This window comes from uncultured Nostoc sp., from assembly GCF_964245575.1.
Classification (GTDB): domain Bacteria; phylum Cyanobacteriota; class Cyanobacteriia; order Cyanobacteriales; family Nostocaceae; genus Nostoc.
In genome coordinates this window covers 1-12318 of record NZ_CAXTNP010000244.1, presented here as the reverse complement: position 1 = coordinate 12318, position 12318 = coordinate 1, and the positions used below count along the sequence as shown (strand labels likewise).

Here is a 12318-nt window from a genome sequence, read left to right as displayed (position 1 = left end):
TTAAATGTAAGCTTATGATTTTTGTTGAGTAATTTATTCCTTGGAAGTCCCTAAAGTAAAACAGCAAATGGATGAAGTTAAGGGACTTCCAGGAGAAATTATAAAACGTGCCAACAAGTACGCTAAAGATAGAACTCTAACAAAGACTAAGTTTTTAGAAGAGATAGATCAGGCTAGAAACTCTACTGAAGTGCAAGAAATTGCTGAAACTGCCATAGAATCTAGAGTTTTTATGCGAAGTAATTTGGCTGGCTTAGAAAGTAATTTGGGTCACTTAGTAATAGACATAGCTGAAGAGATGAAATTTAGTACAGCAAAAAAAGTTGCATACGCTATTGAAGACGAAAACAACTTGAAGCAGATAGATGTACTGAGAGAATTGGCAAAAGTCGTGGCTTGGCTTGGTTACTTTGGGGAAGCATTTACCATTTTTGGACTAAAAAACGGATTGATTCAGTTTTTAGAGCACTTAGGGTACTGGATCTGGGCTTCTGAGAAGGTTGAGCAAGAGTTATCCCTGGAAATACTGCAAGAAACTACACGCATTTTTGGTTGGACATATCGATATTGGGAAAAAATTTCCGAGCAGTTAGTTTCCGCCAGGAATGAAGCATATTTTCCTAATTTGGAAGAACTTATAACAAGTTTATATAACAAACAAAAGGAGGAACTAGATTCCCAAAATTCACATATTAACAATATATTAACAACTATCCCTACTGAACAAGCTCAACGCTTTGAAACTTATATTCAAGAAGCTGAAGCTTTTATTCAGAAAGCCGTTGATATTCTTTACCAGAATATCGCCATAAGAGAATCGACAAGTCTCTCAAATATTAAAGAAGCTGTATTGAGACATATTATCCAGAGCCTCAATCAATTCTTTTAAATAAGGACTTTAATTTGTCAAAAGGAGTAAAAACAAATGGAAACTCGCAATAATAATTATCTGCAAACGTCAAACCAAGAATCTAAAATCAATCAGGGTAGAGATAAAATAAATTTATTAAAAACCTTTCAGTCAAAAAAACAGCAAAAAATTTGTTCTCGTTTTGTGTCTTCAATTGTTATTCTATCTATTTTAAGTGTAGCAAATAGTAGTTTTGCGTTTCCAGCCCGTGTAAAAAAGGAAACAGAATTTAGGCTGTATAACAGAGAAAGAGAATATCCAGGTCAAGAGATTATACAAAAGATCGGCGTAGACAACTCACAAATTGAAATAGAATATTGTAAGATACGTGATTACTGCTATGCAAAAGGTTTTTCTATATTAAGGGAAAATCGGTTTATACCGCTACCTGGCTGGGTTGTGATTTCGGATCTTTGTAATGATTCAAGTGTCAGTATTCCTTTTTTACCAACTTGTTCGTGGAGCGGTAGAGGAATAAATGCCAATTTTATTGGTGTAACAAGCACAGTCCAAGACCAACCAGTTAGGATTATAAATTACTATTGTGATCAATTGAATACAAATAATACTTTAATGCAGGAAGTTGGTTTTATAATACCATCTGTAAGCCAAATCCGTAATCTTTATCCTCAATGCCCCCAATAAATTGGGATAAACAAATGTCTGAATTTCAATCTGAAATCACTTTCAGGAATCAAAACTATAGCGTTTTGTATCTAAATTGAACACATTGTAGAAACGTTTCTACAGGGTTTCATTAGACACAGCCAATATTCCAAATGATATTAATGTGCGTGCGATCGCTCAACATCTGGCGATTGCACAAGGTAATGAGACGTTTTAACTTTTGTCCCTACGTCCATTATCTGACGCGATCGCTTCCCCAACAAGATAAACGCGAACTGAAAAAATTGAAAGCCTCCAGCAAACTCTAGAAGCATCGGTGAGAGGTTAAGGTTATAGAGCTTTTGTCAATAAGCAATAGTACTAAAAAATCTGGTAAAAATGGGGCTAATCAACAGAATTTTTGGGTTAGTGATCGCGTCATATTTAAAAGGATCATTCGTTCTTGCATCAAAATTCAGTATAAAGCTTTATTTCATACTCTCTTTCTTAGCAAATTTTCAGCAGAGTTACTAATTGACAAAAATGATTTTGTCTTAACCTCTCACGAATGGCCTCCCCCTAGTCCTCCGCCCCCTGATGATGTCTGACTAAACCTGCGATGCCGTGAGGTGTTAATCACATATAGACTCTAGAATATGCGCGATCGCTCCACGATCTGACTAAACCTGTGATTTCATAAGGCGTTGAGGCTAACACACTCCCCTCCTAAATCCCCAAACATCCCTGTAGCCCTACAGCAGCATCAACACATTCGCCAACACCGCTATCTGCCGTGCCAGTAATTGTTTCGCTTCATTTACCGAACCATGCCTCAACTCATGAATGGCTTAATGCAACCCAGTGTGTGCATTAGCGGCTCCGTTAATTGCTATCTGTAAAACTTGTGGGTCTGTCATCTTTTAGTCGAGTTTAGAAACCTCGCTTTAGGAGAGATAAATAAAGCTTTTTAGAGGAAAGAACACTTTTGACTTGTCAGCTAGTAGATGCTTGTCAAAGGCAATACGCTACGATGTTTGCTCTTTTGGTTCATCCGGTACATAAGTTAACAAGTCTCCAGGTTGGCAGTTAAGAGCTTTGCAGTATTTCTCTAGTGTGTCTCTGTCTAGCCTCTCTGGCATCACCCGAATATTTTTGTGCTTGCTTACGGTTACGGGATGCAAACCTGTTATCTGCGCAAGCTTTTTATAGTCAATTTCTCTATCAGCCATTAATACAGCCAAGCGCCACTTGATTGGCATTGATTCTTCTATCGGTGTCGCCATATCTAACTTACACCTTCTTATATTTGCCCCTTCAATAACTGTGACAATGGCATAACCTTAGTCAATTTTCAAATGTGGCTAAGGAGTTGGTTGGCTTGGTGCATTTAATCTGGCTCGTATTTCAATAAATCGCCTGGACTACAGTTGAGTGCTTTACAAAGTTGATTAAGTGTTTCCCTATCCAGCCTTTTGGGCATATCACGGTATGCCTTTAGCTTAGAAATTGTGTTTGGATGAAGTCCTGTAATTTCTGCCAGTTCTCCAGTTTTAATATCACGTTCAAGCATGAGATAGGCTAGGTTCCACTTAATCGTCATTGGGAATAATGCGCTGCACTGCATCTTTAAAATTACCCTTTAACGCATGGAATCTAAACCTAGATTAGCTTTTACTAACCGTTATGTCAATATTCTATTCGATACGTTTGACAACTAACCGAAACGATTAGATAATAAAAATAGAGAAAGCGCCCGACTACCAATCTGAAGCGCTTTCCGTTCCATAACAGAACTTTACCAATTATGACTCACAATATCTACAGCCAACAACAGCTGCACCTGAAATCTATAGCCCGTCTCAAGCAAATCTACAGCGAAATCGGCTGCACAGTCGAAGTAAGCGACAAGCGTTGTAAGGATGCATGGATTAGCGCGATCGCAGATTATCAATCCACCCAGGCTCAGAAAATCGCCCCCGCTGCCCCCAACGAGCAAACCACAGCCCAAACAGAGCTAAACCAGTTTATCGCAGACCAAGCCCAAGCAATTGCACCCGAACCACTGACAACAAGAGAAATATCCTTTTACGATCACGAAATTTACTGCGGCGAGGAACTCATAGCCAGCATCAGCCACGACGATGACCTCACCCAGCCTTGGGTAGTTATGGTGGAGGGTGTAGAGAAATTCCGCGCTAACACTTGGGCTAGATGCCATCGCTTCATAACTTGGCATCACAAGGATGGCACGCTCAACGAACCACTACCCACCCAAACAAAGATACCCCACACGACTGAAAACCGAATCATGGCGCATATTTTCAACGAGTGCCAGAATTACGGCTTTGAAATTCTCAATGATGGCATTTACCACAACGATGTAAAGCTGGGCGAAGTGGGATGCACCAACGGTAATTGGTGGGTGAAGAGGGGTTGTTCAGGCCAGCAACAGTATTCTGACTCAGTATTTGATGCAGTGCGATCGCTGTCGATGGTGGACACCGTACCCCATGCAGAAGCAGCTGACTGGGAACTGTTACGGGAGTATGCGCCAGTTGCAGAAAGTCGGGAGTTGGTAACGGCGTAATTCTCGCTCTTGCAAGAGCGATCGCTCGACAAAAACGACCAACAGCGATCGCCTTTCACCACATTTTCAACAATCATAAATCATTTATGCAACCCACAATCTCAATCCCCCAACACTGGGGCTACCCTCGCTTTGCTTTGGAACAGCGTACACAAGACGGCATCATTCTGGGGTTTTATTACTACCCAAGTGGTACTGAATTAGCTGAACAATTCGGTGATGGTTGGCGTTATGCGCTGATGCCTCACAAAAACTCTGATGAACTATTCCACTTTCAGGAAAATCAAATCCAACCGCTTACACCAGAAGAATTATTCCACCAAATCACTGCTGAAATTGACTTTTATCAAAGTCAAATAGTGATTTTACAACAACAGTTATTAGCCATCACTGGAGGTAGCACCAATGGTTAATTCTACAGACAACTTTGACCGTAGGGCTAATCATTTGCTGCGTTCGATTCGACTTTGCGGTGGTTGTGTTCCTCTGCATCGTTTGCAATTCCAATTCTCTGATTCAGTCATCCAAACCCTGCTAGATAAAGAACTGGTGCAAGTGCAGAACACGGGACGCGGCTTTTTGTTGGAGATTGCCGAGGATTTTTAACTCTTAATTGAAGAGGAACAAATTATGAAACTTTACGCTAAGAACATTCCACAGACATTACCAGATTGGGCAACTACCGTTACAAAGAGTGCAGATTTATTTGAGATTGAAATTAACGATGAACACCCAAATTTTCAATCACTACTTGAAGAGTTAGAGACGGAAATTGAGCCAGGAATTATGGGGGTAAAAGCGGAAGATTTATGTTCGCAGCTTGGCATAGAAATGTCTAATCCCAACCTCCACCAATTAGTTGAACAAGCCCAAACCCTGATATCTGAAATTGCTACGCACCCAGACTACAAACAACTGTTGGACTTGGGATACACCCCTGATTTAAACATTGCTGATGCTAGCACTGCACTGACTTATCTGCAATGGGAGCTAGAGCAGAATCAAGAACCTTCTAATTAGTACAAAAGCGTTCACCTAAAGGAATGCCATTACTTTAGGTGAACGCACGGAAGTTCTTCTCCCGCTACAGAATTCCCATTATTGCACACGAAACACTAATCAATGAAACTTTAATCGAGGTGAAACATGACTGCTGAAATAAAACTAGGTTTGTGTAACCCTCCCGAACCCATTTATTTATATGTCAAAAATGCCGAGTTAGGTGGAGAATCTTACCTGTGGTATCACTACGATATTGACAGGGATAAAACCATCCCAGTTCCCCAAAGGGCGTTAATTGGGTATCTGTCAGAACTGCGATTGACGACTAAAGAGTTCAAAGGCAAGGACAATCTGAAGCTCGATATTGTAGTGAGTGCTGATGAAGTTTATGTCATAAGAAGTGGTGTTGAAACAAACTTCACCAAAAGCTTTCTCTTGGCTGCATCAGGTGTACAGGATTTTTCTACTAAGCCACTGATTATTGCTGCTACTGCTGGTGAACAAAATACCGTTTTCTGTAATCTTTATGATGCAGTAACTAAAAGCAGAGTTGAAAGAGAATGGAACAAAAATGCTGATTGGGCAACCATCATTCGTAATATTCAATCCCGCTTAGGTGGCACATCCTCAACTATCCCATCTATAGCAGAAACCTCGGTAGCTCCAGCAAAACTCAGCGTAGTCCCTCAACCAGTACCAACTCAAGACTTGCGAGTTAAAAACATTCGCACTTTGCTTGACTATCCACTTGATTTAGTCAAAGAGTGGTTGCAATTTCAGGATGTTGACCGCCCAAGTTTACTTGATATTAAGCAGATTAATGAACTAATCAAAACCATATGTTTGGCTTGGGCAGCAGGCAAGTGTGAATATCCCAATCATGCTGAATCTTCTTATCAACATCTTGTTGTTGATGCTGTTGCTAGCGGTGCTGATGAGTTAACAGCAATCAACGCATGGATGCAACAGTTGCAAGCAGTAAAGACTGGAGCAGTGTAAATCAGCATACAGGATTCAGAATAATTTCACTTCTGAATCCTCAATTAATCAAATAGGAATTAAACCATGAGAATCATCGTTACAGTTGTTGAAAAAATCATCAGTGAAGCTCACATCGATATCCCTGATGGGCTTAATCAATCGGCAATTAAACAGCACATAGTAGACCGCTACAACAGTGGGAAAATGGTCACAGATATGAACATCTTTCAAGTGGATTTTGAATCTATCAATGCTCGAATAATCAAAGAATATTCTGATGCTAAATCTGCATAAATATGGGAGGTGAGATTATGAGTATCAAATGGACTGATGAAGAACTCACAATTATTGAGGCGAAAGCTGAAGTCTATACAATCAAGCAAATAGCTTCAATCCTAAAAAGGCGAGGATATCAACGCACACCAATTGCAATTTATCTGAAGTTAAATAGCTTAGGTTATTCAGCCCGTCCCACTCTTGATAACTATTCTTGTAAAGAAATTGCTCAAGTTCTTCAATTGAATTTCTCAACTGTCACAAGGTGGGTAAAACGAGGATGGCTCAAAGCTACAAGACGCTCTGCCAGACATTACCAAATTCGGAAATGGCATCTCAAACAGTTTTTTGACAACCCGCCACAATCAATTAAAAAACGCATTGCCGCTCTTGATGTTGAAGCGATTAATTACCTATTAGGGAGAAAAGCATGATTGACCATATTAACGCACTTCAAACAAGCTGGTATCTTTCTCCACCTTGGGGCAAAACAATTCCACCTGTTGCAGTTAATTTACTGGAGAGAGTTTACCTACGAACCACAAGAACATTTGGTTACTGCTGCGGTATGCAATGGAAACACGAATGTTGGATTTATTCAATTGATTGTGGAAAAGAAATACTCCACGCTACACAAAACCAAATCATCGGGACTGGAGAATTAGAAGCCATCAGTCTGAAAAAACCTGCTTTTGTTCTGGGTGAAAGAGTGATCCTCTGTTCTCACGATAAAGGAACAAAGCAACGGCTGATTTTGGGGATAGCGCTGGTGCATAATTCTTGGTTTTACCTTATTGAATTGATGTCACCAACGTTAATTAAGATACCAATTATATCGAATCGTTTCTCATTAGTTGGTGAAAAAAGTTTAGTGCGGGTAAATGTTTAATTCTTTCTAATCACACAACTAAAGTTATGTCACAAATTGAAATCGTCGAAATCATCGAACAGATAAAACAAGAGATTGAAGTTGACGCTAATGGTCAAGCGAAAGCTAGCCTTCGGGCAACTGCAAGACTTGCTGGGGTTAGTGATAAAGCTATCGGGAAAGCATTAGAGAGCGCGAACCTGGAACCCTCTAAACTGGCTCAAATGCTTATGCAGCAAAGCTTTGATGCCGCGAATCTAACTGACTGGAGAAGCAGTGGTATTCCCGACACTGCGATCGCAATCATCCTAGAGTACTACGCTTACGAAGCTGGTAGATATTGCACCAAGCAAGCCAGACTGGTATGCCGTTCATTCAACACCATCGGCATTCGAGCATGGATTCAGGACAAATTGGGCTGGAGTAAACCCACTTCTAATAGCGAAACTGCGATGACCCAAATACAGTTACTCGCTGCGATCGCACAACAGGGCGGCCGCATCATGTCAATAAGCAAAGTCTATTCTCAATAGACCGAAATCAATGTCATTAACTCTTGCTTATTGCGAAAGTTTTCGGCGATCGCTTTGGGGCTTAAAAAATAATCAAGCGCGAAATCCTGATTTTTTCGTTGGTTCTTAACCTTCGTTGTGATCAAGAGTAATTTAGATGCGTTTGCCCTGGATCGCACAACAGATGGCACAGCAAGAACAATATTTACTGGAGCAACAACAGCAACAAGCTCAAATCTTGGCGAGACTCAAAGCGGTTGAAGTTGAACAAGATAGAGTAAATACACCATGCGGCCATAAATATAGTGTTGTTGGATTCGCTAACCTTCAAGGTTTAGAAATATCTGTAAAAGAAGCCGGTACTAAAGGTCGAAAGGCAAGCGCATTGTGTCGGAAACAAGGCATAGAAATAGAACGCATTCATGATCCACGTTTTGGAAAAGTTGGTTTGTATCCAGAAAGTGTATTAATTGAGGTTTTCTCTACTGGTCAAAACTAACAGCAATTGTCTTCAGAATACTTTCTTGAATTGGAGAAAAGTACCATGCAACAACTCAATTTATTTGCTGAATCAACCCCAGTTTTACCAGTCACCTACTACCCCGATTTCTTAAGTCTTGAACAAGCCAATAAACTTTACCAACACTGCTTGAAACTGGAGTGGCAGCAAAATCAAATCAGAATGTTGGGTAAAACTCTTCCCGTCCCGCGCCTTGAGTGCATTTATGGTGATGCCGGATGTGATTACCTTTACTCCAACAGCGTATTTTTAAAACCCCTGATTTGGACAGACAATTTGGCTAACTTACGGGACAGAATCACTGCGTTGACTGGCTACAAGTTCCGCATTGTCATTGGCAACCAGTACCGCACAGGGACTGATTCTATCGGCTGGCATTCCGACAATGAACCATCAATGGGATTCAATCCTGCGATTGCATCAATCAGCTTGGGGTCATGTCGCAAATTCCAAATCAAACCGAGAAATGGCAAACCTACTGACTTCTGGTTGGAACACGGGAGTTTGTTGATCATGCAAAGAGGTTGTCAATCAACTCACCTTCATCAAGTTCCCAAGACCAACAAAGTCGTTAGCACACGTATTAATCTGACATTTCGACCACACACCGGAGGGGCCAGATAACGCCTTCCCCTTATTCGCCTTTATAGCAATTCGATTGATTTTCAGTAATTCAAAAGGAGTCAAATCATGGGAGAAGCAAAGCGCCGTCGTCAATTAGATCCAAACTACGGAACAACTCAACTTCCTGATGAATTCGCTCAGATTTTTGATGATTTTGTCAACAAACAAACTGACATTGCAATCATCTCCAAACAAGATTTAATTCAGCCTTGGTCAGAAAGATTTGCCTATTTTAAGCCAAAAGGCACAACATTGATGAAACATCAATACGTCAGTATTCCTATATCACCTTCTCAGAATTTTGCAAGGGCAATATTTCTGGAATATCAACTCCAGATTATGGCTTCAATCACTCCACGAATACAACAACGTGGTTGGATTAGTCAAATTAACAATCCAAAAACCTGCGATATCAGTATCGTTTACGCTCCAGAAACTACAGATAATCTCAATTGTCTGGAAACGCAAGTTTTCACGAGAATATTCGGGAAGATGGTAGGTGTTTTGATGAAAAATGCCCTGCAATACTTTTGTTTTCAACCTGACAATATTTTGATTCCGGTTGTTGCAATGCCGGCCAGTGAGTCTGACCCATATTACTTATTTTGTCTTTGAAAAATTGAAGAGTAAAGGCTAACAAAACTTTTACTCTAACTGGCTCTTTAATCTTTCATCTGCTTAAAAGCTTTAACGGCGGCACAGACTCAAGTGCCGCTTCACTTCCATGCGTCAAAAAAGAGAGGAAATACGGTCATGCTTCGTATAAATGAAACCGATTCTCAAGCAAAACACTTACAAGAATGGCTCAACAGTTGCGTTGACGAAGAAATATTTCACTTGAATGCGCGATCGCTGTCTGGAACTTTATCCTACGAATATCTGCTCTACAGTCCCAAAATCTCCCGTCGCAACGATGGACGATTACGCGATCGCGATTTGAAGAAATACCAGCACATTGAACTTGGCGGCTGGTGGTGCAGTGGCGTTGACCCCCTCAACCAATACACCCTAATGATGTGGGGTTGCTTTAAACCCGACCACCCTCGAAGAGATCGCCAGAAAATCCACAAGTTCATTAAGTATGAACACCCATTCAGAGAAGAGACACGCGCCTTCTTCCTATTAGTCCCGAATCGCATCTGGGTGAAAGTCTCCAATCGTAGCGGCATCCCCATTACTGAAGAAGACCTACAGCATCCTGGCGGCTTCTGGCATTGGGTTTGGCGGCATAATGTGCCAGTGACAATTGTCGAAGGAGTCAAAAAAGCTGCTTGCTTACTGACTGCTGGTTATGCTGCGATCGCTATCCCCGGTGTCAATGCTGGATACCGCACACCCCTTCAGGAGTACGGTACAGCTAATGGCAAACCATACCTCATCCCAGACTTGAAACATTTTGCAACACAAGGCAGACAGGTTAACATTTGCTTTGACCAGGACAATAAACCTGAAACAGTCCAACGGGTGAGAACCGCTATCAGTCGCATGGGTCGGCTGCTGGTAAATGAAGGCTGTTCGCTGCGAGTGATTGATTTACCTTTTGGGCAAGAGAAAGGGGTTGATGATTTTATCGTTGCCAAAGGGCAGCCAGCATTTGACGCACTCTACAATACGGCTGTTGCTTTAGAGTTATGGGAGATTAAGCTGTTTACCTTGTTGACTTACCCGCCGTCAATCGCACTCAACCAAAGATTCCTCGGACATATCGAGAATCTGTGCTTGCGGGTTTGGTCGAGGATGGTTACACCATTATCGATGCCTCGGATGCATCGGATGATGAGAGTGGGGCAGTTATCGAGTCGGTTAAAGCAGCATCTGTTGAATTGTATGCTGCGGAGTGTAAAGCGATCGCGGATTCTGATGAACTCTCTGGCGCTGAACTCAAGAAACTGCAAGACAAACGGGCGAAAACAAAAACCGAATGACACCAGCAGCGTAAAGCCGAATTATCCCGTCGCTACGAAGTTGAAGTTACGCCTGAGTTGGTCGAGAAAGATGACGACGGCTGGTATCCTCAACTGCGGATGCACTACTATTTGACGCTGGGGCGAGAATTTCTGACCAATCGTGATGCCAAAAGAGCAAAAGCGCAGTTAGAATTGGGGGAGAATTCGGTTTGGAAACCCGATTTTAACAAGGGGCAGATGTTACCTGCTGTGTTGTTACTGGAAAATCTTCAGCTGTTGCAGTTTCTTACACCAGACGTTCAGTTGCGGGAAAGTGATGAGAAGATGGTGGAGTTTAAGGCACTGGCTGTAACGCATCGGCACGTTATCAAGAATTATCTGAATGTTTCCATTTCTGAAAAACTGACCCCGATTGCGATCGCACAAAAATTACTTGCCAAAATTGATTTGAAGTTGGATTACGTTGCTCGGTTGGGTAAGCGTGAAAATCGGGAGTGCGTTTATCGGTTTGTACCTGTTGATGATGAGCGTGATTCGATTTTCCGCCAGTGGTTAAATCGAGATGAAGCATCAGCATCAGTGTTAGCTAGCGCTCAAAATGTTGTGTCTGATTTGGTGTCAGGCACTAATAATATAGAGTTACAAACACTCATTGCTGGCACAATATCACATGACATTCCCCAAACATTAAATCAGGTTGAAAGTCCTGCTACCCACGGCTGGAAGGGGCTGAAGCTGAAAATGCGCCTTGGACTCGACAGCGTTGGCAAGTTCTACCAACACCTAGTCTCCCAAGTTGGCGAGGCTGTTGGCGTTGCTGATGGTGAACCTTACTGGAACGGATGCCTGGGGCAGTGGCAGGTTTGGGTTAACTTTGCTTCGGGCTGTAAGTCTGTGGTGTGCGATTGGGTGGTGGCAGTGTAGGTCATTTCTCACAAAGCTCATGCTTATTAATTACAGAGAATAGGAACAAGCGCAATAGCGGAAGCTACACTCAATAGCCCCCCACAGGCATGAACTCAATGAATGTCAATTGTGGCGATCGCTTATCCATTTATAATTTGCATCGGGAGCAAAATAGATGCGAAGTGCTTTAAACAGCACCTCGCAAACCTTAACGATTAGCGACAACAGAGCGCTAATTCCGATTAAACTACCACAAAATTGTTGTTAGTTAGTGACAATCCAGAAGATAGTTGTGCAAATTTTACCTGACTAAAGCCAGATGCACTACCATCAAGATCAAAGTACAATGCACTTGTAGTGCTGTTGTAGATAAAACGCTCTTCGCTGGTGGTTGCAGATGTTCCGAGAGTAAACCTACCTGTGGCAAGTGAACCAATTGATAACCCGCCACCAAAACCAGTAACTGATACCTGAATCAGTTCATTAGTGGCGTTGAAGTCATCAAGTCTATCTACACCTTCATTGTAACTATTGAAAGCAAAGGTATCAGTACCAGATCCTCCAGTTAGGCTATCATTACCTTTGCCACCTGTAAGGATATCATTGCCATCACCACCAT

At 41.7% G+C, this 12318-nt stretch carries 19 protein-coding genes and 1 pseudogene; 17 read left to right on the top strand and 3 right to left on the bottom strand.

Translation table 11 applies throughout. The annotated features are described in order from the left end of the window. The first annotated feature begins 67 nt into the window (after nucleotides 1–67). The 3 genes from ACFFAP_RS29185 to ACFFAP_RS29175 all read left to right on the top strand — a co-directional run bounded on the left by ACFFAP_RS29185 (nucleotide 68) and on the right by ACFFAP_RS29175 (nucleotide 1845). A complete protein-coding gene (locus ACFFAP_RS29185) occupies nucleotides 68–889 on the top strand; it encodes a hypothetical protein (protein WP_375514506.1) in 822 nt (273 codons plus the stop codon). A gap of 36 nt (nucleotides 890–925) precedes the next feature. Further along, nucleotides 926–1555, top strand: a complete 630-nt coding sequence (locus ACFFAP_RS29180; protein WP_375514505.1) for a hypothetical protein — start codon at nucleotides 926–928, stop codon at nucleotides 1553–1555. A 134-nt stretch (nucleotides 1556–1689) separates the two neighbouring features. Beyond that, nucleotides 1690–1845, top strand: a complete 156-nt coding sequence (locus ACFFAP_RS29175; protein WP_375514504.1) for a hypothetical protein — start codon at nucleotides 1690–1692, stop codon at nucleotides 1843–1845. Nucleotides 1846–2541: 696 nt separating this feature from the next. On the opposite strand, the gene ACFFAP_RS29170 is transcribed toward ACFFAP_RS29175, so the two are convergent. Together ACFFAP_RS29170 and ACFFAP_RS29165 are read right to left on the bottom strand one after the other, a co-directional pair. Continuing rightward, nucleotides 2542–2799, bottom strand: coding sequence for a helix-turn-helix domain-containing protein (locus ACFFAP_RS29170; RefSeq protein WP_375514503.1), 258 nt, complete (start codon nucleotides 2797–2799; stop codon nucleotides 2542–2544). Between the two features lie 104 nt (nucleotides 2800–2903). Further along, entirely contained in the window at nucleotides 2904–3116 is a 213-nt protein-coding gene (locus ACFFAP_RS29165) for a helix-turn-helix domain-containing protein (protein ID WP_375514502.1), read from the bottom strand. 204 nt (nucleotides 3117–3320) lie between these two features. On the opposite strand from ACFFAP_RS29165, the gene ACFFAP_RS29160 reads away from it, so the two are divergent. The 14 genes from ACFFAP_RS29160 to ACFFAP_RS29095 all read left to right on the top strand — a co-directional run bounded on the left by ACFFAP_RS29160 (nucleotide 3321) and on the right by ACFFAP_RS29095 (nucleotide 11717). Beyond that, nucleotides 3321–4103 carry a hypothetical protein gene (locus tag ACFFAP_RS29160; protein ID WP_375514501.1) on the top strand — a complete coding sequence of 261 codons (783 nt, stop codon included), beginning with the start codon at nucleotides 3321–3323 and terminating at the stop codon, nucleotides 4101–4103. An 86-nt stretch (nucleotides 4104–4189) separates the two neighbouring features. Further along, the gene (locus tag ACFFAP_RS29155) at nucleotides 4190–4516 is read left to right on the top strand and encodes a hypothetical protein (protein WP_375514500.1); all 327 of its coding nucleotides are present in this window, start codon (nucleotides 4190–4192) and stop codon (nucleotides 4514–4516) included. Then, the gene (locus ACFFAP_RS29150; protein WP_375514499.1) at nucleotides 4509–4709 is read left to right on the top strand and encodes a hypothetical protein; all 201 of its coding nucleotides are present in this window, start codon (nucleotides 4509–4511) and stop codon (nucleotides 4707–4709) included. Before ACFFAP_RS29155 ends, ACFFAP_RS29150 begins: the two co-directional genes overlap by 8 nt. Before the next feature lie 24 nt (nucleotides 4710–4733). Continuing rightward, entirely contained in the window at nucleotides 4734–5123 is a 390-nt protein-coding gene (locus tag ACFFAP_RS29145; RefSeq protein ID WP_375514498.1) for a hypothetical protein, read from the top strand. 126 nt (nucleotides 5124–5249) lie between these two features. Next, a complete protein-coding gene (locus tag ACFFAP_RS29140) occupies nucleotides 5250–6104 on the top strand; it encodes a hypothetical protein (protein WP_375514497.1) in 855 nt (284 codons plus the stop codon). Nucleotides 6105–6170: 66 nt separating this feature from the next. Then, entirely contained in the window at nucleotides 6171–6380 is a 210-nt protein-coding gene (locus ACFFAP_RS29135; RefSeq protein WP_375514496.1) for a hypothetical protein, read from the top strand. A gap of 17 nt (nucleotides 6381–6397) precedes the next feature. Beyond that, on the top strand, nucleotides 6398–6796 hold the full coding sequence (locus tag ACFFAP_RS29130; protein ID WP_375514495.1) for a helix-turn-helix domain-containing protein: 399 nt from the start codon (nucleotides 6398–6400) through the stop codon (nucleotides 6794–6796). Next, the gene (locus tag ACFFAP_RS29125; protein WP_375514494.1) at nucleotides 6793–7251 is read left to right on the top strand and encodes a DUF1392 domain-containing protein; all 459 of its coding nucleotides are present in this window, start codon (nucleotides 6793–6795) and stop codon (nucleotides 7249–7251) included. The genes ACFFAP_RS29130 and ACFFAP_RS29125 overlap by 4 nt, the downstream gene beginning before the upstream one ends. A gap of 26 nt (nucleotides 7252–7277) precedes the next feature. Continuing rightward, nucleotides 7278–7763, top strand: a complete 486-nt coding sequence (locus ACFFAP_RS29120) for a hypothetical protein (protein WP_375514493.1) — start codon at nucleotides 7278–7280, stop codon at nucleotides 7761–7763. A 136-nt stretch (nucleotides 7764–7899) separates the two neighbouring features. Further along, entirely contained in the window at nucleotides 7900–8241 is a 342-nt protein-coding gene (locus tag ACFFAP_RS29115) for a hypothetical protein (protein WP_375514492.1), read from the top strand. A 45-nt stretch (nucleotides 8242–8286) separates the two neighbouring features. Beyond that, the gene (locus ACFFAP_RS29110; RefSeq protein WP_375514491.1) at nucleotides 8287–8886 is read left to right on the top strand and encodes an alpha-ketoglutarate-dependent dioxygenase AlkB; all 600 of its coding nucleotides are present in this window, start codon (nucleotides 8287–8289) and stop codon (nucleotides 8884–8886) included. Between the two features lie 66 nt (nucleotides 8887–8952). Beyond that, complete coding sequence (locus ACFFAP_RS29105; protein WP_375514490.1) at nucleotides 8953–9501, top strand: hypothetical protein; 549 nt, start codon at nucleotides 8953–8955, stop codon at nucleotides 9499–9501. 138 nt (nucleotides 9502–9639) lie between these two features. Further along, entirely contained in the window at nucleotides 9640–10926 is a 1287-nt protein-coding gene (locus tag ACFFAP_RS29100; protein WP_375514489.1) for a DUF3854 domain-containing protein, read from the top strand. Next, complete coding sequence (locus tag ACFFAP_RS29095; RefSeq protein WP_375514488.1) at nucleotides 10869–11717, top strand: hypothetical protein; 849 nt, start codon at nucleotides 10869–10871, stop codon at nucleotides 11715–11717. Before ACFFAP_RS29100 ends, ACFFAP_RS29095 begins: the two co-directional genes overlap by 58 nt. Nucleotides 11718–11941: 224 nt before the next feature. On the opposite strand, the pseudogene ACFFAP_RS29090 reads toward ACFFAP_RS29095, so the two are convergent. After that, nucleotides 11942–12318, bottom strand: a pseudogene (locus ACFFAP_RS29090) (calcium-binding protein); the annotation flags it as partial.

Excerpts from the sequence above, each read along its gene's own strand:
- ACFFAP_RS29110 (WP_375514491.1), top strand. The coding sequence starts at position 8,287 with ATGCAACAACTCAATTTATTTGCTGAATCAACCCCAGTTTTACCAGTC.
- ACFFAP_RS29175 (WP_375514504.1), top strand. The coding sequence starts at position 1,690 with ATGATATTAATGTGCGTGCGATCGCTCAACATCTGGCGATTGCACAAG.
- ACFFAP_RS29165 (WP_375514502.1), bottom strand. The coding sequence starts at position 3,116 with ATGACGATTAAGTGGAACCTAGCCTATCTCATGCTTGAACGTGATATT.
- ACFFAP_RS29135 (WP_375514496.1), top strand. The coding sequence starts at position 6,171 with ATGAGAATCATCGTTACAGTTGTTGAAAAAATCATCAGTGAAGCTCAC.
- ACFFAP_RS29120 (WP_375514493.1), top strand. The coding sequence starts at position 7,278 with ATGTCACAAATTGAAATCGTCGAAATCATCGAACAGATAAAACAAGAG.
- ACFFAP_RS29105 (WP_375514490.1), top strand. The coding sequence starts at position 8,953 with ATGGGAGAAGCAAAGCGCCGTCGTCAATTAGATCCAAACTACGGAACA.
- ACFFAP_RS29160 (WP_375514501.1), top strand. The coding sequence starts at position 3,321 with ATGACTCACAATATCTACAGCCAACAACAGCTGCACCTGAAATCTATA.
- ACFFAP_RS29155 (WP_375514500.1), top strand. The coding sequence starts at position 4,190 with ATGCAACCCACAATCTCAATCCCCCAACACTGGGGCTACCCTCGCTTT.
- ACFFAP_RS29140 (WP_375514497.1), top strand. The coding sequence starts at position 5,250 with ATGACTGCTGAAATAAAACTAGGTTTGTGTAACCCTCCCGAACCCATT.
- ACFFAP_RS29185 (WP_375514506.1), top strand. The coding sequence starts at position 68 with ATGGATGAAGTTAAGGGACTTCCAGGAGAAATTATAAAACGTGCCAAC.
- ACFFAP_RS29100 (WP_375514489.1), top strand. The coding sequence starts at position 9,640 with ATGCTTCGTATAAATGAAACCGATTCTCAAGCAAAACACTTACAAGAA.
- ACFFAP_RS29130 (WP_375514495.1), top strand. The coding sequence starts at position 6,398 with ATGAGTATCAAATGGACTGATGAAGAACTCACAATTATTGAGGCGAAA.
- ACFFAP_RS29125 (WP_375514494.1), top strand. The coding sequence starts at position 6,793 with ATGATTGACCATATTAACGCACTTCAAACAAGCTGGTATCTTTCTCCA.
- ACFFAP_RS29150 (WP_375514499.1), top strand. The coding sequence starts at position 4,509 with ATGGTTAATTCTACAGACAACTTTGACCGTAGGGCTAATCATTTGCTG.
- ACFFAP_RS29115 (WP_375514492.1), top strand. The coding sequence starts at position 7,900 with ATGCGTTTGCCCTGGATCGCACAACAGATGGCACAGCAAGAACAATAT.
- ACFFAP_RS29170 (WP_375514503.1), bottom strand. The coding sequence starts at position 2,799 with ATGGCGACACCGATAGAAGAATCAATGCCAATCAAGTGGCGCTTGGCT.
- ACFFAP_RS29180 (WP_375514505.1), top strand. The coding sequence starts at position 926 with ATGGAAACTCGCAATAATAATTATCTGCAAACGTCAAACCAAGAATCT.
- ACFFAP_RS29145 (WP_375514498.1), top strand. The coding sequence starts at position 4,734 with ATGAAACTTTACGCTAAGAACATTCCACAGACATTACCAGATTGGGCA.